Origin of the sequence: Leptospirillum ferrooxidans C2-3 (assembly GCF_000284315.1) — a bacterium.
In the GTDB taxonomy this organism is placed as follows: domain Bacteria; phylum Nitrospirota; class Leptospirillia; order Leptospirillales; family Leptospirillaceae; genus Leptospirillum; species Leptospirillum ferrooxidans.
Genome location: NC_017094.1, coordinates 24,495 through 50,270 on the forward strand (window position 1 = coordinate 24,495; position 25,776 = coordinate 50,270).

The 25,776-nt window shown below is 51.0% G+C and carries 17 protein-coding genes and 1 tRNA gene; 13 read left to right on the forward strand and 5 right to left on the reverse strand.

Features of this window, described 5'->3' with window-relative positions:
* Positions 1–66 precede the first annotated feature (66 nt).
* Complete coding sequence (locus LFE_RS12770) at positions 67–1,146, forward strand: GGDEF domain-containing protein (protein ID WP_014448251.1); 1,080 nt, start codon at positions 67–69, stop codon at positions 1,144–1,146.
* A gap of 62 nt (positions 1,147–1,208) precedes the next feature.
* Here LFE_RS12770 and LFE_RS00120 read toward each other — a convergent pair whose 3' ends face one another.
* Together LFE_RS00120 and LFE_RS00125 are read right to left on the reverse strand one after the other, a co-directional pair.
* Entirely contained in the window at positions 1,209–2,471 is a 1,263-nt protein-coding gene (locus tag LFE_RS00120; RefSeq protein WP_014448252.1) for an EAL and HDOD domain-containing protein, read from the reverse strand.
* A gap of 50 nt (positions 2,472–2,521) precedes the next feature.
* Positions 2,522–4,141, reverse strand: coding sequence for a methyl-accepting chemotaxis protein (locus LFE_RS00125; RefSeq protein ID WP_014448253.1), 1,620 nt, complete (start codon positions 4,139–4,141; stop codon positions 2,522–2,524).
* Positions 4,142–4,925: 784 nt separating this feature from the next.
* On the opposite strand from LFE_RS00125, the gene LFE_RS00135 reads away from it, so the two are divergent.
* The 8 genes from LFE_RS00135 to LFE_RS00170 all read left to right on the forward strand — a co-directional run bounded on the left by LFE_RS00135 (position 4,926) and on the right by LFE_RS00170 (position 20,028).
* On the forward strand, positions 4,926–8,318 hold the full coding sequence (locus LFE_RS00135) for a diguanylate cyclase domain-containing protein (RefSeq protein WP_014448254.1): 3,393 nt from the start codon (positions 4,926–4,928) through the stop codon (positions 8,316–8,318).
* Between the two features lie 210 nt (positions 8,319–8,528).
* Positions 8,529–12,242, forward strand: a complete 3,714-nt coding sequence (locus LFE_RS00140) for a PAS domain-containing protein (protein ID WP_014448255.1) — start codon at positions 8,529–8,531, stop codon at positions 12,240–12,242.
* A gap of 212 nt (positions 12,243–12,454) precedes the next feature.
* Complete coding sequence (locus LFE_RS00145; protein WP_014448256.1) at positions 12,455–13,117, forward strand: hypothetical protein; 663 nt, start codon at positions 12,455–12,457, stop codon at positions 13,115–13,117.
* 51 nt (positions 13,118–13,168) lie between these two features.
* Positions 13,169–14,269 (forward strand): tRNA preQ1(34) S-adenosylmethionine ribosyltransferase-isomerase QueA, encoded by a 1,101-nt coding sequence (gene queA / locus LFE_RS00150; protein WP_014448257.1) that lies wholly within the window; start codon positions 13,169–13,171, stop codon positions 14,267–14,269.
* A gap of 154 nt (positions 14,270–14,423) precedes the next feature.
* On the forward strand, positions 14,424–15,074 hold the full coding sequence (locus LFE_RS00155; protein ID WP_014448258.1) for a hypothetical protein: 651 nt from the start codon (positions 14,424–14,426) through the stop codon (positions 15,072–15,074).
* 67 nt (positions 15,075–15,141) lie between these two features.
* Positions 15,142–16,410, forward strand: a complete 1,269-nt coding sequence (locus LFE_RS00160) for an AsmA family protein (protein ID WP_148272491.1) — start codon at positions 15,142–15,144, stop codon at positions 16,408–16,410.
* A complete protein-coding gene (locus LFE_RS00165) occupies positions 16,397–18,667 on the forward strand; it encodes a sensor histidine kinase (RefSeq protein ID WP_014448260.1) in 2,271 nt (756 codons plus the stop codon). Before LFE_RS00160 ends, LFE_RS00165 begins: the two co-directional genes overlap by 14 nt.
* Positions 18,667–20,028: a sigma-54-dependent transcriptional regulator gene (locus LFE_RS00170; protein WP_014448261.1), complete on the forward strand. Its 1,362-nt coding sequence runs from the start codon at positions 18,667–18,669 to the stop codon at positions 20,026–20,028. The genes LFE_RS00165 and LFE_RS00170 overlap by 1 nt, the downstream gene beginning before the upstream one ends.
* Here LFE_RS00170 and LFE_RS00175 read toward each other — a convergent pair.
* A complete protein-coding gene (locus tag LFE_RS00175; protein ID WP_014448262.1) occupies positions 20,025–21,044 on the reverse strand; it encodes a ketoacyl-ACP synthase III in 1,020 nt (339 codons plus the stop codon). The genes LFE_RS00170 and LFE_RS00175 overlap by 4 nt on opposite strands.
* 14 nt (positions 21,045–21,058) lie before the next feature.
* Here LFE_RS00175 and LFE_RS00180 point away from each other — a divergent pair, with 14 nt between their 5' ends.
* The 4 genes from LFE_RS00180 (at position 21,059) to LFE_RS00195 (ending at position 22,953) form a co-directional block, all read left to right on the forward strand.
* Positions 21,059–21,784, forward strand: coding sequence for an outer membrane protein assembly factor BamD (locus tag LFE_RS00180; protein ID WP_014448263.1), 726 nt, complete (start codon positions 21,059–21,061; stop codon positions 21,782–21,784).
* Between the two features lie 2 nt (positions 21,785–21,786).
* A complete protein-coding gene (locus tag LFE_RS12775; RefSeq protein WP_050989450.1) occupies positions 21,787–22,461 on the forward strand; it encodes a precorrin-2 dehydrogenase/sirohydrochlorin ferrochelatase family protein in 675 nt (224 codons plus the stop codon).
* Positions 22,458–22,661 (forward strand): hypothetical protein, encoded by a 204-nt coding sequence (locus LFE_RS00190; RefSeq protein WP_014448265.1) that lies wholly within the window; start codon positions 22,458–22,460, stop codon positions 22,659–22,661. Before LFE_RS12775 ends, LFE_RS00190 begins: the two co-directional genes overlap by 4 nt.
* A 208-nt stretch (positions 22,662–22,869) precedes the next feature.
* Positions 22,870–22,953 (forward strand) — tRNA-Leu (locus tag LFE_RS00195).
* Between the two features lie 112 nt (positions 22,954–23,065).
* Here the strand turns inward: LFE_RS00195 and LFE_RS00200 are convergent.
* Together LFE_RS00200 and LFE_RS00205 are read right to left on the reverse strand one after the other, a co-directional pair.
* Positions 23,066–24,778, reverse strand: coding sequence for an FAD-dependent oxidoreductase (locus LFE_RS00200; RefSeq protein WP_014448266.1), 1,713 nt, complete (start codon positions 24,776–24,778; stop codon positions 23,066–23,068).
* Complete coding sequence (locus tag LFE_RS00205) at positions 24,769–25,776, reverse strand: thiamine pyrophosphate-dependent enzyme (RefSeq protein WP_014448267.1); 1,008 nt, start codon at positions 25,774–25,776, stop codon at positions 24,769–24,771. The genes LFE_RS00200 and LFE_RS00205 overlap by 10 nt, the downstream gene beginning before the upstream one ends.

Below are 25,776 nucleotides of genomic sequence, written 5' to 3' on the forward strand. Positions count from 1 at the left end.
CCTATACTCATTACTATGCGCATAGACTGTTCCTCCTCTTTTAAACTCGATACGAGATGATCGCCCATGGGTATTGATTCCTTCCGGATCCTCAAAGAATTGCTCCGCGAAACGTCATTGCTGACCGGAAGTGTCTTTTTCCAAACGGCAACACAAATTCTTGCGAGGCAACTGAAAGCCGACTTTGTTTTCATCGCATATGTCAAAGAAGTAGGGCGCGATGAGATGGAAGTCTTGGGATCATGGAAGGGAGGCAAAGCCCTTGGATCATGGGCTTTTCAATTACCCGGAACTCCCTGTGAATTGATTTATGCCGATCAGGGAGTCAACTGGAGTGATATACAGGTCGGTGGAGCGGTCTGTGTGAATGAATCACTCCGGAATCGCTTTGAAAGTGCTCGTGATACGAATTATGAAGTCTTTATCGGAGTTCCGATGAGGGACTCCAATAAACAATTGATAGGCCATATTGCGCTATTTTTTGAAAAACCATGGATAAACCAGGCTCATCAGGACCGTATTGTTGAATTGGTGGAACTGTTTTCCTACAAGGTGCAGTCCGAGTTGAACAGGCACTTTTTGGAACAGGAAAGAGCAAGCACTTTGCTGGAGCTTGAAAAAGCCAATCAGAATCTGGAAAGGGAAACGATTACAGACCCGCTCACCCAGCTATATAACCGGAGATATTTTGCCAGGAGCATGCAAGAAGCCTATAGCCGATTCAACAGCCACGATTCCCGCTACGCTTTGCTCGTTTTGGATGTGGATTATTTTAAATCCATCAATGATGAATATGGTCATGATATAGGAGATAAGGTTCTCAGGCAGGTTTCTTCCGTACTTCTGGCCAATTGCCGGGAAGATGTCGAGTTGCTGTTTCGTATCGGCGGAGAGGAGTTCGCGATCCTCAGTCAGGGGAAGTATGTCCCGTCGACCCTCCAGGGATTTGCCGAACGGATCAATCAGACCTTCCGGTCGACACCGGTGGAGGGAATCTCCAACCGGGTGCTGACACTCAGTATCGGGGGCGCGTTTCCGATAGCGGAAGATCGATCATGGGACTCATTGTACAAGAGGGCGGACTCGGCTCTGTATATGGCCAAGGAGGCAGGCAGGGACCGAACCGTGATCGACGGGAGACAATAAGCATTCCGATTGTTTCCTTATGCGTGGCCCGATCATTTGTTTGTCCCGACGGGATGTTGATATTAAGGGTTGGTCAGAGAGAAAGTCCGGACAATATCATCTGCCCAGAACATTGACTCGCTCAGAGCGATGGCAATGACCTCCTCAGGGAAGGGAACCTTCGACAGGATCTTTTCCATTTCCGGCCCGTCCGAATGTTCAATCGATCGGGAAAGGGCAAGAAGCATTCCCAGAAAGCCGGTCCCATCCTTCAGCGCTTCCTTCACTTCCGCCATGGCCGGAAGATCCTGCAGGATCTCTTCCGCCGGACACCCCAAAAGACTCTCAGAGAAAGAAAGCATTCCGGTCATGAATGCCTGGTCGGAATCCCCTCTTTCTTTCCGGATCCACTCATCGGAGAGAATCTCCATGAATCTGGCCCGGGTCACCGCAAGTCCAAAGACGTTCATGGCATAGCGGTTCTCAGAGGAAGCCCGTGAAAAGAGAAGCAACTCGATCCATCGTTTCATCTGGCCCCGACCAAGGGAAATAATGGCCTGCCGAAGCCCGGTGACCTTTGTAACAGGACTTCTTCCGACGACATTTGCAATCTTGATCAGGGAGATCGACAGATCGATATGGGGTTTGACCGCGTCATGAATTTCCCCGATCTCCCCGTCGGAAAGAATCAGCGACAGGATTCTCATCAGGGCCGGATAGAGAGGATCCCTTTTCCGGGATTCAAGGACGATCGGTCGGGAGAAGAAAAATCCCTGAAAATAGGAAAACCCCAAACTCATCGCCAGAGCTTGCTGTTCTGGCGATTCCACCTTCTCTGCGACCAGGGGGATCTTTCTTTCAAGGAGGGTATTTGCAAGAGTGACAAGATCGTCTCCTCCGACTTTCTGGAAGTCGACCTTGACGAAATCCATGAGAGGGAGAAGTGGTTCCCATGTTGTCAAATCTCCCGCATAGTCGTCGAGGGCAAGACGGTAGCCCCTCTGCTTGAGCTCCTGACATCGGGCGATCACCTTTTCGGTGACCGGTACCGTCTCGAGAATTTCCAGAACGAAGTGATCGGTTGACAGGAGAAAAACGAGGTCATTCATCAGGAATTCCTCCCCGATGTTGATCAGTCCCGGAATATTTCCCAGAACCCGCTCCATCCCCACCCCCGTCATGGTGTTGATGATCACCTGGGCTGTGGCATGCGAATCGTTGGCGATATCCGCTTCATTTTTTCCAGCCGTCCGGAATAGCAATTCGTATGCAAAAAGACGATCATTCCGGTCAAAAATGGCCTGACGCCCCAGAAAGACCACTTCTGATAGACTTTCCGAGCTCACAACTCCACCTGAAGCCACATCCTGTCATTTTGGGTCATGTTAGGTTCCCTTTATACAATAAATCGGACAACCGATTTTTTGAGACTTTCCGTATTTCCCCGGACATTTTGAACATGTTCGCCCATTTTTCCCGACACCTTTTCCATAGCATCAAATCCCTGTATGGAGCGGACAAGAAGACTTTGTGCCTCTTTTATGGCCTTGATCTGGCTTTCTACGCTGGATTTCAGATCGACCAGAACATGCTTTGAAATGGAGGAGATTTCTTCGCTGATCGATCCGATACTTCCCTGGGCAGTCTGGTAGTCCCTTTCGCTTTCACGAACCATCATAACCGACTGCTCAAGCGATGTGGAAAGAGTGGCGATATCCGTCTGGACAGTCTGGACGATGGACTCGATGGTATTGATCGAGTGGCTGGTGGTTTCGGCGAGCTTTCTCACTTCATCGGCGACAACGGCAAATCCGCGACCCTGTTCTCCGGCTCTGGCCGCTTCAATGGCGGCATTGAGTGCCAAAAGATTCGTCTGGTCGGCAATCATCCGGATCTCCGTCACGATGTTCCCGATCTCTTCCGAGCGTTTGACCAGGCTCTCCATGGTTTTCTGTCCTTCAGTTATGCAGGTCGTCACCTGAAAGACCGAACCGAAGGCTCCCTTTATTGATAAGACGCATTCTTCGGAGGTTTCCTGGGCGCGCTTAGTACTGTCTGCCGTTTCTCCGAATATTCGGGACAGTGTCGATGCATCCTCAATCATCTGATCCGCCGTATGGGTGAAGATGGAAAACTCGTCTTTCAGCACTTCAAGTCTGTTTGTCAGCGTTGAAGAGCTCTCTTCAAGGTTGCCGGAGAGACCGTTGATTCCATCAACCTCACGATGGACAGAACGGATCAGTTCGGCCATCTGATGGATCGACTGATGCATTTCCCGGATGATCTGTCCAAACTCGTCCCTCTGATGATATTGAGATCCGCTATTGGCATTTACAAGGTTGCCCTTGGCCATTTCATCCATTTCTCTCTTGACAGTCAAGACACCTGCCGAAACGGAACGGATAATTCCCAATCCCAGAAAGAGGGTCGTTCCAATCAAGACAATCGAGAGGATAAGGGAGATCTTGATGGATCGAGAAATTTTCATGTTCGCTTTTGTGGCCAGATTGGTGACCAGATGTTCATTATAATTCTGGATCACCAGGGCAGAAGATCTGTAGGCATTGAAGTATTGGTGGAAAGAGCCTTTGTAGATCGACTGGGCCGCTATGGCCTGATTGGCAAACAGAAGCGCCCGGATCTGGATCTCCGCAAAATAGAAAGATTTCCGGGCAGCTTTCAGATGTTGCGCATAAACCTGTCCCGCCTGCCCAATCATCGAACTTGAAAGCTTTTCAATCAGCTTTTTGTCTTTTTGATCGAGATCCATTGTTTTTTTCAGAAGTTTTTTCCGTAAGTCCGGATCATTGGCATAGAGGGCGACTTCCAAGGCCCCTTGAAGAGCCTCCACATGGAATGTCAGACGGGAAGCAATATTGGTTGTTTCTTGAAGCGAGATCGATTCGGCCATGATCTTTTGGGTGTTCTGGAAAGAACGGAAGGTGACAACAGACGAGAAGAGAAGAACGAGAATAATGACGCCAAACATCACATAAAGTTTTTTCTTGATAGTCATTTGAGCTCCCATCAAAATTGGCTTTTATCCCATCAGGGATCGAGCGGAATTTACAGGTTGGGACGATCCGTTCAATCTATTGGGGCGGACTCAATCTGTTGGATCGATCGTCCCCTAACAATCTGGCAAACCCTGACTTCGATCAAAATGGTTCTGGTGGCCTCCTTTCCGGTTTCAAAACGAGCATTTGCTATGGGACGACAGATCTCCTGAAGATCCTTATCCAAAAACCTCTCATTCCCGTTCATGTTGGAAATTGGGAGGCTTTTTGGAATAAGTGTCAAGCACTTTCCGGAGAACAGATCACTTTTTTGAGATGAAGGACAATAGAACTCTTTTATGTTGAATGTCAATCTATCTTCAATATTGAATTTAATCATATTAAATATTTTTTTTAATTAACTTAAATAGTAAATAGTCAATTTTTTTATTATATCTATGTTTTTATTCTCTATTGAACTATTTACCCTTAAAACATTCTGTATGTATCGAATGGATGTCGAACAAACGGAGAAAAAGGACGGATTATTGGAGAGCAGGAGATATTCAAACGCTCTCTTCACAGGTATAATCCCAGCCATACAAAAATCATTTTATAGGTTCTCGAGTACCTGCCTCATCGGCCGGAATCCATGATTTCCTGTCCATCATTTAATGAGGGGTGGGCTGTTTTCAGGTCAATCGTGAGAAGGGATTGATTCTCCGGAGGTCATATCCATTTCAGGACTTCTGGAAATGGCAATTTTGATTTTTGTCTGATTTCTCATCTGGAGCAAAGGACAATATGTTCCCGGACGATCTCTCTCCCGAGAGAAAACCTCACAATCAGCTTGTAGATTTTCTTCTTGGCGTATTGCCTGATCCCGCTTTTGTTCTGGAGACTCAAGGTAAAGGGGCTCCAACCATTTCCGGAGCCAATCCTGCCTTTTTGCATCTCATGGGACTAAGGGAAAAAGACAGGATTCTGGGACAATCCTTTCTGGAATATCTTGATCCATCCGATAAGACCTCTTTGATTTTCCCGGACAAGACCGTTTCTGTTGACAGCACGGAGCCACTCATACAAGAGCATGTTCTCCTGAAAACGGGGCAGGGCCGATTCCTTTCAGAACTCCGGATGAAGTGGTTGTTTGAGGGTGGGCAATCCCTTTTGCTTGTCATGGTCAGGGATATTACGGAGGTCAAGCAGCACGAAGCGTTTGAAGATATCGCCAGGGAGATCGAAGACTCTCTTGAAAATGGGGTCCATCTTGAGTCTCTGACTTCATGCGTTATCCGGAACATTTCGGAAACCTTTCCTTTTCCGGAGGTTTCTTTCTCCCATGAGAAAAGCGGGATGCGCCCTGTTAGGTCCGTGGGTTCAGGGACGCCTTTTGAACATCTTTACCGAAGGGTTTTTATCCTTCGGGAAAAGGAGTTTGCGAAAGAGGGAGAGTCTATCACGATGGAGATTCGTTTCAGGAATCCCGGGGATTTGACTCCATCGTTGCTCTCTTGTCTGGATCTGTTTTCCGGGAAAATGGAAAAGGCTTTGGAGCGTTCTTCACAATTGCAGCCCGGAGCCGAGAAGGATGCCCTTTTTGAACTGGCTCCCGACGGGATTTGCCTGATCGATTTCGACAGTCTCAAAATTATCGGAACAAATCCTGTCTTTTGCCGGTTGATGGGCTTTCCGGACCAGTCTTTTCTTGTTGGCAGCTCTATTCTGGATTGGTGGGAGCTTTCGGAAGTCGCTGCGCGAGAGACCCTTGGCAAGGTCATTGATGCCAAGGGTTCTTCCTTTTCGTTTGAGCAGCATCATGTGAGGATGGACGGCTCCCACATCCTGACAAGCATCAGCGGGAGTTGCATCCCCTATGGAGAATCCATGGCATTGATGCTTCATGTCCGGGATATCACCGCCGAACATGAAGCAGAGATATTGAATCGCCTGTCGGTCGAGCTTGACCAGAAGATCCTTCGTGGAGCTCCGATCATGGATCTTCTGGAATTTATCGTTCGCCGCATTTCCCTTGAATTTTCGTTCCAGATTATCTTTTTCACGATTCCCTCCCCCCAGGGCAAAATTGCTTTTGTCGGAATCGATCCGGCTTTTCCAAAATACTCACCTCTCCTGGACAAGGTCCTTTCCATGAACCGGTGGGACATGTCTCCCGGAAGCGATTCATCTTTCGGACGGGCGATCCGGACTGGATTGCCCCAGTTTGCAACAGGCGAAGATCTTGACCACTCCCCGATTGGGGAAATCTGCAATGCGTTCGGAATCGCATCGGTTTTTTCGGTTCCCGTCACGCGGGATGCCGGGCAGCTTCCATGGGGAGCGCTCACGATCGCCGACCAGAACTTCAATGATCTTTCCGAACGGTTGAGATCTCGACTGATTGAACTGTCGGAAAGAATACGAATTGCCTTTATCCGTCATGAAGAGATGGATCTTGTCAGGGTGTTGAAGCTCGCCATGGAGTCTTCCCGGAATATTGAGTTCATCGCCCTGAAAGATGGAACCATTGAATGGGCGAATGCGTCCTTTTTCAAAACGGTCGGTAGTGATGCTCCATTGTCCGGAATGGAGCTGTCGGCCATTTTCCCGGAACCGGCTTCCAAAGGGCAGAAGATCACACTGACAGAGGTGATCTCCCTCTCTGCAAGCTTTACGGGAGAGTTTATGGGGATCAACAAAACGGGACACCCCTTTCTGGTCGAGACAATGGTCGTCCCGTTAAAGGACCGTTTCGGGGTTGTGGACCGGTTGTTGGTCCAGCAGAAAGATATCACCCAGGAGAGGGAGATTGAGCTCATAGACCGGCTCATGAGCCAACTCGACGAGATGATCCTCCTCGGAAAGCCGTTTTCCATGCTGGCTTCCCTTGTTGCGACCAAAGCCCGGGAACTTTTTTATGCGGAAGCTGTGGCGATCGGGGTCGTCGGATTGGATGGAAACGTACATGCGAGAGCGCAGTCCGCTTCTTCCCCATTGCTTGAAGAAGAGCTCCGGGAGTGGGGCAATCATCAGAATCCCGATGGTACCGAGTGGAAGATGACTTCTGAATCCCTGCTCCAGCCGTTTTCTCCCCTTTCCCGATGGATGAACGAAAACCAGATCCAGGAGTTCAGATGTTTTCCCCTGACAGAAAACAACAGGAATAATGGATATATTGCGTTTTTTTTCAAAAAGATCGGTGCTCTTGAGCCATCTTCCCTGGATCGCATCGAGAAGCTGGCCAGGCGTTTCTCTCTTGTGTGCGAGCGTTATCAGCAGGAAGAGCAACGGCGACTTCATGAAACAGCCATGTCAACGGTTGCCAACGGTATTTTGATCACCGGTTCCGACTGCCGCATCCAGTGGATCAATGATGCTTTTTTGCAGATGTCGGGATATCGTCGCGACGAGCTTATTGGCCAAATACCCTTTATCCTTCGCCATTTTTCAGGAGAAAGATCCCCAACGGACGAGTTCTGGAAGACCATCCTCTCCGGAGAGACCTTTGAAGGGTTTCTCGAGGATCAAAAGAAGGATGGCAGCGGTTATACGGTAGAGGCGACTGTGACCCCTATCCGTATGAATGATGAAATCAAAAACTTTGTTGTGATCCAGAAGGATCAGACACAAAGGATCCAGCAGGAGCGTGAGATCTGGAGGCTTGCCCACACCGACCAGCTCACGGGACTGCTGAATCGTCAGGCTTTCATGGAACGGATAAAGCTTGAAATCAGCCACTTTGCAAGGTCTGGTGATCAGTTGGCCCTTCTGTTTCTGGACCTCGACGGATTTAAGAAGATTAATGACACATGGGGCCACGGTGCAGGGGATTTTTTCTTGAAGACCATTGGAGAGAGAATCCTTTCCGGGATCCGTTCTTCAGATGTTGTGGCGCGCCTAGGAGGAGACGAGTTTGTGGTTCTTCTGAAAATTGTCCCGGATCAAGCCAGTCTGGCCCCCTTTCTCGATACTTTCGTGGGAGCCCTTTCTGTTCCTGTTCACTATGAAGACAACAACCTGAGGGCGACCGTTTCCATCGGTGTATCCCGATTTCCCAAAGATGCCGGGTCCGCCGAAGACATGATCCAGAAAGCGGATATGGCCATGTATTGCTCAAAAGGCAATGGAAAGAACACCTGGTGTTTTTATCAGGAAAACCTTGAGAAGGAGAGAGAATCGAAATCTCCGGACCAGTGATGGCAGATCACATTCCAGGCTTGTATTGCTGGGATTCTTGCTGATGAAGTTGTAATATGACTTTCGGGTTTTCCCGTTTCGTTCCCATGGAATTTCAGGGGAAGGGAACCTCCGGGCGGTCTTTCGTCCGGCATCCGTATGCAGAGACTTTCTATTCACCAAGAAAAGTGACGCTTCAAACGACATATCATATCAGGGATGGTCATTCCCATGGCAAAGCAGGCTGAAGGACCTTTGGATCCAGCATCGGATTTTCGTGCAGAAATCCTGAAAAGGGGAGACTTGCTCCTGAATCTCCCTTTTGAAGGTCTTTATGTGCTGGATGCCGATGGGTATCTGGTGGATATGAGTGATACTTTCTGCCGGAATCTTGGTTATTCCCGGGAAGAAATGAAGGGAATGCATGTTTCCGGGTGGGATATCCGCTGGTCTCTCCCCAACAACCAACAGCATGAACATCTGCTCGCCCCTTCTGAAGCGATTTCCGAACCGTTTGAATCCATGCATCGCACAAAATCAGGTCATCTGATCCCTGTCGAGGTCAGGACAGTTCCCATCCGGATGGAGAAGGAGGTATTCCTGTACTGTTCGTCCCGGGACAGAACCGCCGAGATCAAGTCCCGTCATCTCTCGGAGGTCAATGATCTGATGCTGAGGGTGAATCAGGAGATTTCAACGGTCGAGGATGAAAAAATCCTTTTGTCCCGGATTTGCGAACTGGCAGTCGACTTTGGCCATCTTGGGCTGGCCTGGGTCGGGTGTCCCGATGAGTCGGGCCGATTTCTTTTTCTGGCGGCATCGGGAGCAACCTCCTATCTTGACGGCATACTGATTTCCTCCTCTTCGGAGATTCCGGAGGGACAAGGTCCTGCCGGGACCGTTTTCCGGGAAGACCGGGCCATCTTCAGCGAATCTTTTGATTCCTATAAAGGGCTCTCTCCATGGAGACAGCGGGCACTTCACTTCAATTTTCACGCGACGGCTTCCCTTCCGATACACCGGGGAGGAAAAGTTTGGGGGGTTCTGGTTGTCTATCATCGGGAGACCGATTTTTTCAATCAAGAGATGAGATCTCTCCTCGAAGAGCTTGCCCGGGATATCTCCCGTGGGCTGGACCGTCTGGATATCCGGAGCAGGGAACGGGAGCTGTCAGCCATCCAGGAAGCCCTTCTCGACAACACAGTCGTGGGTATCACCATGGTTGAGGGACGAAAATTGCTCTCTGTCAACACGAGGCTCCTTAATCTTCTGGGGTATGAGTATCCGGAGGAGTTGATGGAACAATCGACCAGGATCCTTTATCCGGATGAGGAAGAATATTCCCGGATCGGACATGTTTACAGGCTGATCGAAGAAAAGGGGACGATCAACATTACCGATGTCCGGTTACAAAAAAAAGATGGATCGATTCTCATGTGCGATGTTTCGGCAAGTCTTGTGTCCTTGCTTCCTGAGAAAAAATCGGTCTGGACGATTGAGGATGTCACCGAGAAACATCGTCATTCCCGAAAGGTCCAGTTACTTCTTGGTCTGAACAAGATGTTGGCCCAGGTCAACATGGCCGTGGCCACTGCCCAGGAGGAAAGCTTCCTGATGCAGAAGATCTGTGATCTGGTCATTCAATATGGAGATATGGAGCTTGCATGGATAGGTCGGCCTGATGATTCGGGATACGTTCGATTCATCGCTTCTGCCGGAGAGACCCGTTCCCTCGATCATGTTGTGATTCCTCTCGGGACAGGACCTCCGGAAGAGATGGAGGCTGTTTCCTGTGCCTTTTATAACGGTCGACCGATCTTTACGGATTCAAAAAGTCCATCCGGAGCTCCATGGAGTCAAGAAGCCCAAAGCCTGGGAGCGGTTTCCATCGCGGCTCTTCCGATTCACCGCGGGGGAAAAATCTGGGGGCTCCTGGTCATGTATTATCGGGGAGAAGGACTCTTTTCAGGGGAAGACCTTAAAGGTGTGTTTGAGGAGCTGGCCCTCGATATTTCCCGTGGGCTGGACCGCCTTGACGAACTCAGGCAGCAATGGGTTCTCTCCAATGCACTGGCTTCAATTGAAGATGGTGTCGCAATTTCCGATTCCTCGCACCGGGTCACATGGGTGAATAAAGCGTTTACCGCTGTGACAGGATTCGGGGAAACTGAAATTCTTGGGCAGAATCTCAAAATTCTCCAGTGCTCCGGGACAAATTCCCAAACGGTCGATGAAATCCGGGAAGCCCTGTCCAGAGGAGAGGTCTTCCATGGACAGATCCTGAATGCCAAAAAAGATGGTTCAACCTTCTGGAATCTTCTGACGATCAATCCAATGAAAAGCCACTCCGGGGAGATTACCGGATTCGTCGGTGTTCAGAGGGATGTTTCGGATATGGTTGCGCTGAGGGAACAGCTTGAATTCCAGTCCCTTCATGATCCCCTGACGGGACTTCCGAACAGGCGGGCCCTTGATCACCATCTGGCGATGGCGATGGCAAGATCAAGACGAAATGGAACGGTTGTCGCCCTGGGACTGATGGATCTTGACGACTTCAAGCTGGTCAATGACCGGTTTGGCCATGAAGCGGGTGACAGACTTCTGAGGGAACTGGTTTCAAGATTCAGTTTAAGACTCCGGGAAAACGATTTTCTTGCAAGGCTCGGTGGTGATGAATTCGTCATTGTCATTGAAGACCTGTCGGAAGAACTGCTTCCCGGGCAGATTGAACCTTTTCTTCATCGACTCCATGAGGTCGTGGAATCGCCCTTCATTTTGTCCGGCGGGGAACAGGCATTTGTCGGAATGAGTCTGGGCATGGCCTATTATCCCCTGGACGCTGTTGAGGGAGACGCGCTTGTCCGTCAGGCGGACATGGCCATGTACAAGCTTAAGAAAGACAAAGGGAACAGGACCGTATGGTGGCAGAGAACGGACCAGTCTTCCCATTTGGCCGGACATCCGGTTTCCGAAGAGGCTTCTGATCCATACGGAAAAGCCGTCAAAGGTCTTTTGAAACGGTATCGGACAGAGATTGGGGATGCCATAGAAAAAGTGATCGAGAGTTTCTATGAAAGGATGGTTCCCGAATCCGAAGCCGCTGTGATTTTTTCAAGCCTGTCCCCGGATGAGATGAAATCTCTCAGGAAGCTGCAGGTTGAACACCTGAAGTTCGCTCTGGATCCCGAAACAACGAGGGAGGCCCTTCAGGACTGCGCAAAGGAAATTGGCCGGATCCATTTCCTCACGGGTGTGGGGAATGAGATTCTTCTGAGGGCCAAGTCGTTCTGCGTCAAGGTCTTGAAGGACAATCTGGATCAGTCGATTCCGGTTCTCAAGGATCTGACCCATATCCTGGTCGCCGCCGAATGGCGTCTGCATGAAGATATCGAGATGCAAATCTCCTCCGGTGTTGCCACGATGGAGCAGTATCGGTCGATCCTGGCATCACCTCTTCCTCCCAAGGGGACATTGTGGACAGATGCGCGAGCTCTTGAGATCCGGATGCTTGGGCAGTTGCCTGGTCTCCAGGCGGTTCTGTTTGCCCGTCCTGACAGTCGAGGGGTCTTCATGATCGAGGAATATGGCGGAACGATGGGGGAGATCGGGTCCTCTGTTTTACGGACCCCGGAACTGGAATCGGTCATCGATCCTTCTTCCCCCCGTGGTCAGGGGCTTTTATCAAGGGCCTGGCGATCCCTTCATTTTCAAACCTCTCCCTCCTTTCATCTGGATCCAATTTTTGCTCCCTGGCATGAGGTTATAAAGAAACTGGGAATTCATTCGGTCATGGTTCTTCTTGTCAGGGATCATTTGAAGAATCCAGTTGCTCTTATCGGTTTCTATGGGGCTTATCCCAATCAGTTCGAGTCTTCCACGATGAAGCAGTTTGCACTGGGTGTCGAACAACGATGGGAGAAAATCTGGACTCAAGCCAACAGCTGACGGGTGGGGATTTCCCAAATGGTGGCGGGCTCTTCCGGAAAAGGGGATTTTCAGGGTAAAGTTAGGAAAATGGGAGATGCACCGGAATTTTAGGGATCGGTCTTTTTCCAGTATGGTGGATCTGAAATGGACATTCATCTTCGATGGGCCATGACATCACTTTCAAAAAAGGTTTTCCGGTTCTTTATCGTGCTTCATCGGAGGTGTTCAAGATGCGCTGGCTTGGAAGGTTCTTCCTGGGTATCGGTTTTCTGGCGTCCTTCCCCGGACTTTGTCTGGCCCAAAGAAACCCTCTTTTGGGACCCGCCTATTTTTCAGCAACGATTGACACATCGTTTCATGGACGTAAGGTGACGTCCCGATTTTTTCTTTCGAACCTGAAGGTACGGCTCGAACCGGAGATTCCCGGAGCGAAAATCGGTCCCACCTACGAGATCATCCTCCCTGAAACTCCAACAATGACAATGGTTATGCCGGCCCAGCATCTTTGCATGAAAAAGGATCTTCCTCCTGAAACACGTGCCCAGATGCAGGCGATGGGGAGTACAGCCCTTAAAAACAGCGATCTTGTTGTGGTTGGCCATGGAACGCTTGATGGGCATCCGGTGATCGAGAGGATTTTGACCTTTCGGTCGGGAAATCCCGGAACTCCCCGGTCGATTCGGTTCTGGAATGCGACGGACCTCAAGAATGTTCCCATCAGGGAGGTCGTGACGATGGCCAATGGAGATGTCTACGAGCTCCATTACAGGAACATCAGCCTTCAGAACCCTCCTCCATCATTGTTTGTTCCACCCGCAAACTGTACGTCTTTTCCAGATATCGGCTCCATGATGAAAAACTTTGGATTGGGCAATCATCCTTCGATTCCCTAACCTCCCCGGACGTGACCTCCGGCCCAAATATTTGAAAGGTGTTTCTTGAAGATGGACAACCCGTTTGCCCTTACCCGGGATTCTCCCGGAAAAAAAGAGGAGATGGCAGTCTCTTCCTATGATTATGAGCTGCCTCAGTCTGCGATTCGTCTTGTTCCCCCGGAAAATCGGGACGGATCCAAAATGATGGTTGTTCCCCGAAGTTTCCGCTCCCGGGAGGAGCTTTCCCTGGACAATATTTTATCCCTCCATCACTATCTTCAGCCCGGAGATCTGCTTGTCCTGAACGACACCCGTGTGATTCCGGCGAGGGTTTATGGGAAAACATCATCAGGGCGGGCGATCGAGGTCCTTTTTTTGTCATTCGGATCGTCTTTGGATTCGAACGTTCTGTTTTTGTCGAAGAGCCCAGGAAAGTCGGCGACGGAAATCCATTTTCCCGGGGGAATCACTCTTTCCGGAATCAGGCGTGTGGAGGAGAAAGACTGTTATGCGGGTTCCCTTCCGGACGGACTTGATGTCATTGCCTGGCTTGAGCGGGCGGGAGAGATGCCCCTTCCCCCCTATATCCAGAAACACCGGAAGGCGGATCAGGATGACAGGGAGCGTTATCAGACCGTTTTTTCCAGGAATCCGGGATCGGTGGCGGCACCGACCGCCGGTCTTCATCTGTCCGGGATCATATTGGAAGCCCTTGAGAAAAAAGGTGTGGAAAAGGCATTCGTAACGCTTCATGTCGGCATGGGAACCTTTCGTCCCCTTTCCACCCCTTTTTTGAAGGATCACCAAATGCATGAGGAATGGTATTGTGTGCCGGAACCGACTCTTGCCCTGCTGGAAAAGACAAAAAAGCGCGGGGGGAGAATTATTGGAGTCGGTACAACGGTGGTCAGAACCCTTGAAAGCATGGCCCAATTAGGAAAAACCTCAGGACAGACCGACTTGTTCATTCGTCCGGGATATTCTTTTTCCTATATTGATGGACTCCTGACAAACTTTCATCAGCCCCGGTCGACCCTTCTGGTGTTGCTCGATGCCTTTCTCGGCGGAAGCGGATCATGGAAAATCCTCTACGGGGAAGCTCTTTCCCGTGGCCTTTCCTTTTTGAGTTATGGGGACGCTTGCCTGATCCTTCCCGATGGGAAAGGATAAAAAAGAATAGACGGTCAATCGGTGACAATCGGCTGGCATGAATTGGTTTGTTCACGTCTGGTTCGATCGTGTGGCCGGGATATGCTAGACTCGAAAAAACGGAAGGCCAGTCTTTTGGCTAAGAATAGAAATTTCATCGATTGAGGAGGAGTGAATGGCAGAGGACAGGAATCATCCGGAAGAGGAAATTATCGTGAATGACAGAAGGCCCAGATTTGATCTCGACGGGCCGGATGTTTCTGCGGCCTCTTCCGAAAAGCCCCCGGTTGAGGAAGAAACCATCAGGCCGGAAGAAACCCACGAACACGGGGAAGACTCCCATTTGAAAGCTCCAAGGGCTCCAAAGCTTGAGCATATATTGTCCTTCCTGTCCGGAATGGCTCTTTCGCATCTGGGTATTGATCCGGAAACGGGTGTGCCGGATGCGGGGTTCAGTGTCCGGGAGGCCAAGTTTATGCTCACCCTGATGGAGCTTTTCCAGGATGCCTTTCGGGAAAAACTTTCCATCGCGGCCCTTTCTGACAGGGGGGAGCTTCCTGCTGAGGAGGAACCGCGTCTGGGACATATTCCTGCTCTTTTGGGCGCACTTGCCATCAATGCCCTCGGAGTGGATCCCAGAACAGGACAGCAGATCAGAAATCCTGAACCACAGGCCGCCCAGTTCTATATTGACCTCATGGATCTTTTCCTGAAGGAGTCGGGGGAGTCCCTGCCTGTGGAAGATCGGGACTATATCAAGGATATGCTGTATCAGACAAGAATGTTTTTTGTCCGGCAAAGGGACAAAGGTCCAAAACTGTCCTGAGCAGGTCAGCTGTTTTTCTAAACCAAAAGAAGCGGGGAGGGATGAATCCCCCCCAGAGCCATAGAAAGTGAAGGGTCCTTTTATCGAGAGCCGAAAGGTAGCAGGACAATTTTCCCGGAGAGTGCTGTACTGGGCGCTTGGCGGGGGAGTGTTGCTTTTTCTTTCCTTCCTTTTGTTGGCTCACATCATTGAGTCCGGGCTTTCCAGAGATCTTGGGAGGGCTGTCACCCGCACTTTTCATGGATCCCTCGTGATCCGTTCGCTGAAGGTGGGAATCCTCTCCCGGACCATTGAAGTTCGGGGAGCGACCATTTCCTTTCCGCTTTCCGGTGGAGCAAACGGGGCGGGGCCGATGATTCCCCTGGTGAGAATCCGGAAAGTGTCGGGCCATTTCCAGATTTTTTCCTTGCTGAACCGGGTGTACGATATTGGAGATCTGTCTTTTTCAGGTGTCCGAATCACCGCTGTCAATCAGGGTGGAGGGGACAATTTCCGGAATTTTCTGACCCGATGGACATCGGGAAAACATGGCGGGGAAGAGGGTGGGGCTACGGTCAGGAGTTTCCGGATCAAGGACTCCTCCATCCGGATTTTAAAAGGCAATGGCGATGTGGTTCTTGCCATACGGGGTCTTGAAGGGGAGGTCAGGCCCAATCTCCTGATGGACCGTTTCCGGGCACACTTTCGTTCAGGTCCGCTCACGGTCCATTTTCCGGGAGGGGGGCTGACGCTTCCCAGAACAAGGCTAAGCGGTTCATTCGATTCAGGGACACTCCGGGATTTCCGGGTCGACCTGATGGAGGATCCATCCCATCTTTCCATTGAGGGACGGGTGACACAGATCAGCCAGTCCCCATTTCTTGATCTGTTTTTTCATGGCAACCTGGACATCAGGGGCCTTTTTGCCATGCTTTCGGCTGGCGAAAAAACGGGCAAAAAAATGGACGGATCGCTAAGACTCGACGGATATATCCATGGTCCGTTCGACCACTGGAAAGGAAAAGCCCTTCTCAAGGGAAAGACCCTTTATCTGGGTGGGGAAAAGATCGATCGCCTGTCGATTGAGGGCCATTTTGCTCCTTTCCTGGTCCGCCTCGATCCGGTTCTTGTCGATTCGGGAAAGAGACATGTTCACGGAATCATGCTGGCCAGATTCGGAGGTGAGAGTCCTGTGGTCAAAGTCGATATGACGGTGGATGAACCATCTCCGTCTTTTCTGGGATCGGTTCCGATGTCAGTCAGGGTGTTCCGGCAAATCCCCCTTTCCGGCTCACTGTCCAACAGTCGCTCCTGGAGGGATCTCTGGAAGAAGGTGATGGGAGATGATTTTTCCTGACGGGGGGTCTCCCGTGTCCTGGTCGATGAATAAAAAATGGCGCAGGATGGTCCGCTCTCCGCTTTTTCTGATCGGCGGGTTTCTTTTTCTTTCTGTTTTCCTGACGGTTCTGGAGATCGTTCGGCCAGGTATCCATGCCTCTTCCCGTCTCATCACCCACCTGATTGTCCTTTTTCTCTTCAATATTGATTTTATCCTCACGGCCTCCCTTTTTCTCATCCTTTTCAGAAATGTCATAAAGGCTTATTGGGAAAGAAAGACGGGGGTATTTGGGGCCGGATTCAAATGGAAGCTCATTGGAGCTTTTCTGATGATGGTCCTGATTCCGTCTGTTCTCCTTTTTGTCGTTGGAACGGGATTTTTAAACAGTTCCGCCCAAAGATGGTTCAGTTTTCCTGTTTCGGGATCCGTTCTGAGCTCTCTGGATCTGATTTCCAAAGGATATGAAGATCGCACACGATCAGCCAATCTTCTTGTCGCAAGGGAGATTGCGATGGAGTTGGGCTCCAGGGTGTCCCTGCTTTCAGAAAAAGAGTCCCTGACCGAATTTCTGGATCGTCGGAGGGGGTCTCTGGGCGTATCGGGAATCGAGATCTATCGTTTTCCGGGGGGGCAAATCACCAAGGCTCCGAGCCAGTATGCCTCTTCAAGTTCTGTTGATGTCCAGCTTGTAGAGCCGTCTTCGAAAGAGCTTCTGAAGCTCTCATCTTCCGGTGGATCTTTTGTGACAACGACCGGATTGGGGGATCTTGTCAGGGCCGTTTATCCCCTGGAGATTCCGACATCTGAGCCAGGAGGTTTTACCGGAGAGGTTGTTGTCGACAGCTTCATGAACGGCGATGTTCCGGATCAGATCGACAAGGTTTCCAGAACCTTTCATGACTATGCCCGGCTTTCAGAGTTCAGAAATCCCATTCGCCACTCCTATATCCTTCTTTTTTTTATGATAACCATGATTATTGTCTTTGGAGCAGTATGGTTTGGGATTCAGCTGGCCCGTCGGATTACCGAGCCCATAGGCGCGCTTGAAAAGGCGACGGAGGAGGTGGCCAGGGGGAATCTGTCCGTGCGCATCGATGAAGAGGGTCAGGATGAATTTGCCCTCCTGATCCATTCCTTTAACCAGATGACGGAAGATCTCTCCCGTTCTGACCTCTCCCTGAAAGAGACCAATGATGAGCTGAAGCGCCGTCGGGAGTATATGGAGACGGTTCTGGAACATATCGGGTCGGGAGTGTTGTCGACCGATGGCCAGGGTCTATTGACCACCTTCAATCATTCAGCCGGAATCCTTTTGGGGATCGCTCCGGAGGAGGCCATCGGGAAATCTCCAAGGTCCCTCTCTTCTTCGTCTCTTGCCATATTTATGGCAATCCTTGACCGTATGCGTCGAATGGGGCTTGATTCCAGCGAGGAAGAAATCCTGATCGAGCGTCCTGGTGGGGGAGGGAGGAACGTCCGGCTCAGGATCAATCGTCTGAATACGGTTGCAGGGGAGCTCGAGGGGGGAGCTGTTATGGTCTTCGACGATGTGACGGCGCAGAGAACCGCTGAACGATCCCTTGCCTGGCAGGAGGTTGCCCAGCGCATTGCCCATGAGATAAAAAATCCCCTGACCCCCATCAGGCTTTCAGCGGAAAGGCTCCAGAGAAAGTTTGACGAAAAGTCGGAGGATTTTCCTCTTGTTTTCAAGGAAGCCATACAGACAATCGTAGATGAAGTTCAGGGGATGAAGCATCTGGTTGATGAGTTTTCCGGATATGCGAGGCTTCCCAGGGCCCGTCCCGAAAAAGGATCGATTCTTCCGGTCGTCAATGATGTTGTGACACTTTACCGTTCGGCGCACAAGAATCTTGTGGTAGACTGCGCCCTGTCGGAAAACCTTCCCTCCATCCGTATTGACCGGGCAGCCATCAGACGGGTCTTTGTCAATCTGTTTGAAAATGCCATACAGGCGATGGGTGATCATGGCCGGATCGAGATTCGTGTCGAGCTCACTGTGGAGCGGAAAAATCTTCAGGTCATTTTCAGGGATCATGGACCGGGGATTGCGCCGGATCATGTCGAACGGATTTTCCTGCCCTACTTTTCAACCAAAAAGCAGGGAATGGGGCTTGGTCTTGCAATCGTTCACCGAATACTGCAGGAACATGATGCATCTATTGAGTACATCACCCCTTCAGGGGGCGGTGCCATGTTTATCATGACCTTTCCGGTTCCCCCGGGAGAAGAACCCTTAATGTCCGAGGCCGTCTGATGCATCGAGAAACGATACTGATCTGTGACGATGAACCCAATATTTTAAAAACGCTTTCCCAGGTTCTCTCCGATGAGGGTTATCAGCCTCTTTTGGCTCCTTCGGGAGAGGTGTTCAGGAAACTTCTGGAGGATGAGGTTCCGGATGTAGTCTTTCTGGATGTCTGGCTTGGAAATGAAGACGGGCTGGTGCTGCTCTCGGAGTGCCGGGAGCGATTTCCGAATCTTCCTGTCATTGTCATGAGTGGCCATGGAACGATCGAAACCGCTGTCCGGGCGATCAAATCCGGTGCGTTTGACTATATCGAGAAGCCTCTTTCCCTGGACAAGGTCCTGATTGCAGCTTCCCATGCGTTAAGACAAAAGGGACTTGAAGAGGAAAACAGGGCTCTTCGGACAATCGTATCCAGGGAGAGAGCGATCGTGGGACGGGGGGAGGCGATCGCGGCTCTCCTAGGAGAGATCTCGAGAGCCGCACCATCCAACGGATGGGTTTTGATCCAGGGGGAAAACGGCACCGGGAAAGAGCTTGTTGCCCGGGAGATCCATCGGCTATCGCATCGTTCCCAGGGGCCTTTTGTCGATGTCAATTGCGCGGCCATTCCGGAAAATCTGATTGAAAGCGAACTCTTTGGGTATGAGAAAGGAGCGTTTACCGGCGCTGTTTCAACCCGAAAGGGGAAGTTCGAGCTCGCATCGGGAGGGACACTTTTTCTCGATGAAATAGGGGATATGAGTCCGCAGACCCAGGCAAAGGTCCTGCGTGTTTTGCAGGAGCGGGTTCTGCAGCGTCTTGGTGGCCACAAGGATATTCCGGTCGATGTCCGGGTCGTTGCGGCTTCGAACAAGGATCTCCGGGAGCTGATCCGACTCAGGGAGTTTCGTGAGGATCTGTTCTACAGGCTGAACGTCATCCCGGTTCATGTTCCACCCCTCCGGGACCGTCCGGAGGATATTCCCGTCCTGATAAACTATTTCATGTCGGAGCTTTCTGAGCGTGAGGGACTGAAACCGAGGCCGATTGATCCCGGGGCTCTGGAACTTCTGATCACGTATCCGTGGCCGGGAAATGTCCGGGAGTTGAAGAATCTCATTGAACGGCTTCTGATCATGAGTTCGCAGAGCCAGATTTCCGAAGGGGAGGTTCGGCAAATTTTGGGGCCGGGCTTCTCCCATCCCAACAAGACCCCGGTGGAAGGTTTGTCCCTGAAAGAGGCCCGGGAGGTGTTTGAAAGGGACTATATCCAGAATGTCCTCGACCGTTTTGGTGGAAATATTACGCGCGCATCGGAAGCACTGAAAGTGGACCGGACATCCCTTCATCGAAAGCTCAGGTCCTTGGGGGCCGGGGAGGAGGATTAGTGGAGCTGGTTTCGGGTCAGGAGAGCCAGTCCGAAGGTGGCCCCTCCGCCAAATGCTCCAAGAAGAACCTTTCTGGGAATCTCCCCCCCCTTTTCAAGATGGAGGGCCAGAGTCAGGGGAATACTGGATGATGAGGTGTTCCCAAAGGAATCCAGAGAGAGAGGGACCTTTTCCCGGTCGAGTCCAAGACGCTTTCCCAGCGAGTCGATCAATCGGCCATTGGCCTGATGAAAAACAAACAGGTCAATCTCCGGAATGGGGGTTCCCAGATTTTCCAGAAATGGAGGAATCTCTTTTCCAAGAGTCCGTATGGCTTCCCGATATACCCGTCCACCGTCCATTCTCAGAATGGGGGCCCCGTTACAGGGATCCGGCTCCCGGTAAATCATGGAAGCCAGCTCCCCTTTGGCTCCAATATGACTTCCTTCCATCCGTAGGGGTCCTGTAACCCCCGAAACGAGTGTGGCGGTGGCCATGTCTCCGAAAAGGATCGCTGTTTCCGGTCCGTGGATCGGGCAAAGCTGCCGGGATTTCTTTTCAAGGGTGACGATCAGGATATTTCCATATCCTCCTGAATGGATCATGGAGTGTGCCACTGTCAGTGCATAGATATAGCCACTGCATGAAGCTTGAAGATCAAAAACAGGGACTCCCCGGCCGAGAGCCCCCAGACCTTGGGAGATCAGGGCGGCTGTTTGCGGGAGTGGCAGGACGGGGGCTGAGGCGGAGACGATGATGAGATCGATCCTGGACAAAAGCTCCGGGCCTGCTTTTTTTGAGAGGTCAACGATGGCTCCCATTGCAAGATCGATCGGGTCTCCCATCCACCGGGACCGTGTCCGGATTCCGGTCAGCTCTTCTATGGTCTCGGCCCGGTGGGCCGTTTTTTCACAAACCTCCTGATTGGAACAAAAGGAGACCTGCCTGTTCCAGCCGATGGAACGAATGTAGACTCTTCTGGCGAGGGTGTGGGATGATGTCGGATGTTTGATTTTTTTTGCGGATCGAAGGTTCATGGGAGGATTCTATCATGTCTTTTGAGTGGATGGGTGTTCGAAGTCCACTTTCCAATATCGTCCGGTCGGGGATATGTCTTCTCCTGATCATGGCTTTTTCGGGATGTTCCATCCTTGGTCTTGGGGACCCCAAGCCAACGGATAGCCACACCCATGCATTCAGGACAAAACGATTTGGAACTTCAGCCCTTCTTGATGAGGCCTCGAGATTTTATTTCAAGGGGGATTTTATCGAGGCGAGAGGGGAGTACAAACGTTTTCTGGAACTTCATCCGACCCATCCACTGGCGGCATTTGCCCAGTACCGGATGGCATTGTGCGATTATTACCGGATCCTGTCGATTGATCGCGATCCGACTCCTCTGAGGAAAGCCCTGGCCGACTTTCAGAAGGTGATAGACGAGTATCCGGATTCAGACTATGTTGCCAGATCCCAGAAAAAGGTGGCTTACTGCCGGGACCGTCTATCCAGATCTCATTTTTATGTCGGTTATTTCTATTACAAGACAAAACGGTTCAAGGCGGCACAGAATCGTTTCAATACGATTCTTCTGAAATATCCGGATTCGACGATCTATGAAAAGTCCCAATATTATTACGCCCTTTCCTCTTTTAAACTGAAAGAAAAGTCCCGGGCGGCCAGAATCCTTAAAAAGCTGATCCGTCAGTCTCCAAACTCCCCCTATGCCAAAAAATCCAGGGTCCTTCTGGACTATTGGCAGAGGGAAGGGGAGATTTAGTGTTGTCCCTGTTTCCGGTGGCTCTTGAACTTTCTGACCGACCCGTTTTGATTGTCGGGGCCGGGAAGGTTGCCGAGAGAAAGATCCTCAAGCTTATGGATTGCGGGGCCCGTGTCCGTGTCATCTCTCCTTTGGCGTCAGCCCTGATCGAGCATTGGGCTTCTCTCGGTCAGATCGAATGGATCCAAAGGTCATACCATTCAGGCGATGAAGGGGGCTATTGTCTGGTATGGGCGGTGACCGATGATCATGGCCTCAACGGGGAAATTGCCCGAAATGTGAGGGAGGCGGGCGGCTTTTGTGATACGGCGACAGCCTCTTCCGACCGGTCTATGAGATCTCTTGCCCAAGGGAATGTCGGCTCTCTCATGATCGCCGCAACATCCAATCCATCGGATCCCATTTTTTCCCGGATGATGGTTCGCGAGATATTGACGAGCCTTAAGGCTGAAGGGTTGGATTCGATTTCCATTGAGCATGGCTGCCTTCGGGAAGCCCTTCTCCTTCAGAAGATGTCTTCGGAGGAATTGGTCCGGAACATGTCGAAGGTGGGTCTCGTTTTTTTCCGTGAAAATACTGACTTTTCCGACAGGCTTGCTCTTTATGTCCAATGGTTTGGACAGGAAGTGTCTGATCGTGTGCGATCATGTGTTTTGAAAAGGAGTGAAGGGTCATGATGTGGGCGTTGGCCAGATCGATTCAGGCGCTGGGACTTGCGATCACTTTTGCGGATATTATCCTGTTTTTCTTTCGGAACATGACGATGATGTTTTTGTTGAAACTCTTTATCATCGGTGTTGTGACCTTTTATCTTGGTTACTTCCTTCTCTCTCTTTCCGGCGGGCGTCCGGGATCCGGAAGGATCGGTCGCCAGTAGCGGCTGTTTCTTTTTTTCGGTCCATTGACCGACAAGGGCGAACCCTCTCCTACGGAAAGAGTCTTCCGGATCAAACTTCCCGATGGGTGTTCCTTATCGGGATTCCGGTTTTTAATCGGTCCTCATTTTGTGGCCCATGTTGGTCCATCCAAGAGTTGCGATGTGTCGGATCTTTTGCTAGAATGCCGGTCTTGTTCTTGTATCATGTGCCGAAGTGGTGGAATGGTAGACACGCACGTTTGAGGGGCGTGTGGCGAAAGCCGTACGGGTTCGACTCCCGTCTTCGGCACCAATTGATTCGTGAGCATCCGTTTCTGATTTTATGAAATTCAGGCAGTATTCTTCATGCATCTTCCCCGTTTTTATAAAAACACTTTTCCATGGATTCCAGGTATCATCTCCGTCTATGGCTCGGATACCATCTTGATGAATCCGGTGGGGCATTCATGAGCGCAGATGCCGCATCCCTTGCAGAATCCATAATCCAGAACATAACTCCCGGTCTCTTCCCCTGTTGTTTTGAGCACCGCATTATCCGGGCAAAGGGTCCAGCAGTTGTCGCAATGGAGACATGCTCCGCAGGACAGGCACCTGTTGGCCTCCTTCCGGGCAAGTTCTTCAGTAAAGCTCTCCTCGGCCTCCTCCCAGGAAAGAGCCTCTTTTAAGACTCGTGGACCTTCTACCGGGGTGATCGGTTCAAAGTAATGAAGGTTCAGTCTCTCAAAAGAAATGGGTTGGGCTGACTCCGCAGCAGCAGGCAGAGCTCCCTTCGAAAGAAAGTCGTCCATGGCCAATGCGGCCAAGTGTGCGCTTCCAATGGCATGGCTGACCGTTCCTCCTCCGGGACAGGCATCACCCGCAGAAAAAGTACAGCGGGATCCGGTGACAAATCCATTTTTATCAACAGACAGATGGGGCATCCCTCGATGAATGATGTTTTCAATTCCCTCTGGGGAGACGACTTGTCCAACCGCGGGGATGATCTGGTCGGCCATCATGAGGGATTCTGTCCCTTCAAAGGATTCCCGATGGGGCGCTCCTGAAAGCTGACCTTTACGGGCATGGACAATCTGCACCCCGATAATCCTGTCATCTTGAAGAACAAGACGACGCACAGCCCTGTTGGGATGGATCATGACACCTTCTTCCAGAGCCTTGGCGATTTCCTGGGGATTTCCGGGCATCTGGTCTTTTTGAGAGTTTTCCTGTGTGGGCAGGGATTCTTCGGTAATGATATGAACCTCGGAAGTTCCTGTTCTGAGCAGGACCCTTGCCAGATCCATGGCGGTATTTCCTCCACCAACGATAACAGCTTTATTCCAGCGGGGTATTTGTCCGATATCCTGATATTCCTTCAAAAGATCCAGACCATGGCGCAGAGTGGGCGGTGCCGCTCCACCCACATCAAAATCCCGGCTTTTTTGAGCCCCTGGTCCGAGAAAACATGCTCCATAATCAGCTTCGAGCTCTTCTAGGGAAAAGTCCCGACCCAGACGCTGATTTGGTCGAAAAAGAATGCCTGTGGACAAAAGACGGCTCACTTCACTTTCCAGAACCTTTTTGTCGAGCCTGTAGGACGGAATGGCGCTCCGGCATGTTCCGCCCGCTTCGGAGAGAGCCTCAAAGAGAGTGACCCGATAACCTTTTTTCCTGAGCTGATAGGCGGCAGAGAGACCTGAAGGACCCGCTCCGACAACAGCAACAGGGGGGAGTCTGTCATCAAGTGGCAATACCGGAATGCTCCAACCCTTTTTGATGGCGAGGTCTCCCAGGGTTCTTTCCACATGATGGATGCCAACGGCATTGTCATAGGATCCTCGATGGCATGAAGATTCGCAGGGGTGAGGGCAGACCCTGCCGGAAATGGCAGGGAGGGGATTGCTCTGGATAAGCTTTTCCCATGCGGCTTTGGTATTTCCGGAGGCCATGAGTCCAAGCCATGAGGAAATCTCTTCGTGTGCCGGGCAGGCAAGATGGCAAGGTGCGTCAGATGGGCTGTAGACTGGTCTTTGGCTTCTCCAGGAGCCGGTAGCATTTGAAAGAGAGGTGAGGGGTATGGCAAAACTTCCGGTTGGTATCTTCGGGGAAAGATCTTCATTGTTTTTGTTCATGTCCATCGCCCGCCGCCTCTTCTGACAGTGTCTGCGGATTGGCTATCAAGGCGGGAAGATGGTTCGGGAGAGCTCAGCAGCAATCCGTATCGTTCAATATTGAAGTCGCATAGAGCCTGGAGGTGGTTTCGCTCTTCTTCCGCCTTGTCAGACTCTTCGAGAAGGTGGCGGAAACGTTCTTGTGGCCTTATGTAGTCAATGACAGGGCGTTTTTTCCGTATGGGCATCACATGTGTCAACTCTCCTCCCTCCATTTCGATGAGTGGAAAGAGTCCTGTTTCCACGGCAAGACGATCGATTTCGATGGCCAGATGGCTTTCATGTCCCCACCCCAGAGGGCAGGGAGAATGAATCAGGATAAATGAGGATCCTTCTTCTCCGAGCGCTTTTCTGACCTTCGATCGAAGATCGGAAGGATAGGCGATTGAGGCTGTCGCAGAATACGGAATGCGGTGGGCCGCTATAATAGACAAAAGATCTTTTTTGTAGTGTTTTTTCCCTCTGGTCCGGGAGCCGACGGGGGAGGTTGTTGTCCAGGCTCCGTGTGGGGTGGAGCCTGAGCGTTGGACGCCTGTATTCATATAAGCTTCATTATCGAAGCAGACATAAAGAACCGAGTGATTTCGTTCCAGCATCCCGGACAGTGACTGAAATCCGATATCAAAAGTTCCTCCATCTCCGGCGAAAGCCAGAACCCGTGTGGATCGTCCCTGGGCTCTCATGGCGGCTTCTATGCCGGAAGCGACAGCGGCAGTGTTTTCAAACAGGGAGTGTATCCACGGCGTTCTCCATGCGGACTCGGGCCAGCTGGAGCTGAAGATTTCCAGGCATCCGGTTGCGTTCGCGATAATAGTATCCGGACCAGCGGCTTCGAGGACCAATCGGGCGGCCAGGGCCTGCCCGCAACCCTGGCAGGCCCGATGTCCTGCTTCAAGCCCTGTAAACCTCGGCTGCTGTTCACGAAGGAGAGTGAGTGAAATGTTCTTTGTGGGCAGATCTTCCAT

Bases quoted from the DNA above. Each gene is read 5' to 3' on its own strand.
- LFE_RS12770 (WP_014448251.1), top strand. From the start codon at position 67: ATGGGTATTGATTCCTTCCGGATCCTCAAAGAATTGCTCCGCGAAACG.
- LFE_RS00125 (WP_014448253.1), bottom strand. From the start codon at position 4,141: ATGACTATCAAGAAAAAACTTTATGTGATGTTTGGCGTCATTATTCTC.
- LFE_RS00135 (WP_014448254.1), top strand. From the start codon at position 4,926: ATGTTCCCGGACGATCTCTCTCCCGAGAGAAAACCTCACAATCAGCTT.
- LFE_RS00140 (WP_014448255.1), top strand. From the start codon at position 8,529: ATGGCAAAGCAGGCTGAAGGACCTTTGGATCCAGCATCGGATTTTCGT.
- LFE_RS00145 (WP_014448256.1), top strand. From the start codon at position 12,455: ATGCGCTGGCTTGGAAGGTTCTTCCTGGGTATCGGTTTTCTGGCGTCC.
- queA (WP_014448257.1), top strand. From the start codon at position 13,169: ATGGACAACCCGTTTGCCCTTACCCGGGATTCTCCCGGAAAAAAAGAG.
- LFE_RS00155 (WP_014448258.1), top strand. From the start codon at position 14,424: ATGGCAGAGGACAGGAATCATCCGGAAGAGGAAATTATCGTGAATGAC.
- LFE_RS00165 (WP_014448260.1), top strand. From the start codon at position 16,397: ATGATTTTTCCTGACGGGGGGTCTCCCGTGTCCTGGTCGATGAATAAA.
- LFE_RS00170 (WP_014448261.1), top strand. From the start codon at position 18,667: ATGCATCGAGAAACGATACTGATCTGTGACGATGAACCCAATATTTTA.
- LFE_RS00175 (WP_014448262.1), bottom strand. From the start codon at position 21,044: ATGAACCTTCGATCCGCAAAAAAAATCAAACATCCGACATCATCCCAC.
- LFE_RS00180 (WP_014448263.1), top strand. From the start codon at position 21,059: ATGTCTTTTGAGTGGATGGGTGTTCGAAGTCCACTTTCCAATATCGTC.
- LFE_RS00190 (WP_014448265.1), top strand. From the start codon at position 22,458: ATGATGTGGGCGTTGGCCAGATCGATTCAGGCGCTGGGACTTGCGATC.
- LFE_RS00200 (WP_014448266.1), bottom strand. From the start codon at position 24,778: ATGGACATGAACAAAAACAATGAAGATCTTTCCCCGAAGATACCAACC.
- LFE_RS00205 (WP_014448267.1), bottom strand. From the start codon at position 25,776: ATGGAAGATCTGCCCACAAAGAACATTTCACTCACTCTCCTTCGTGAA.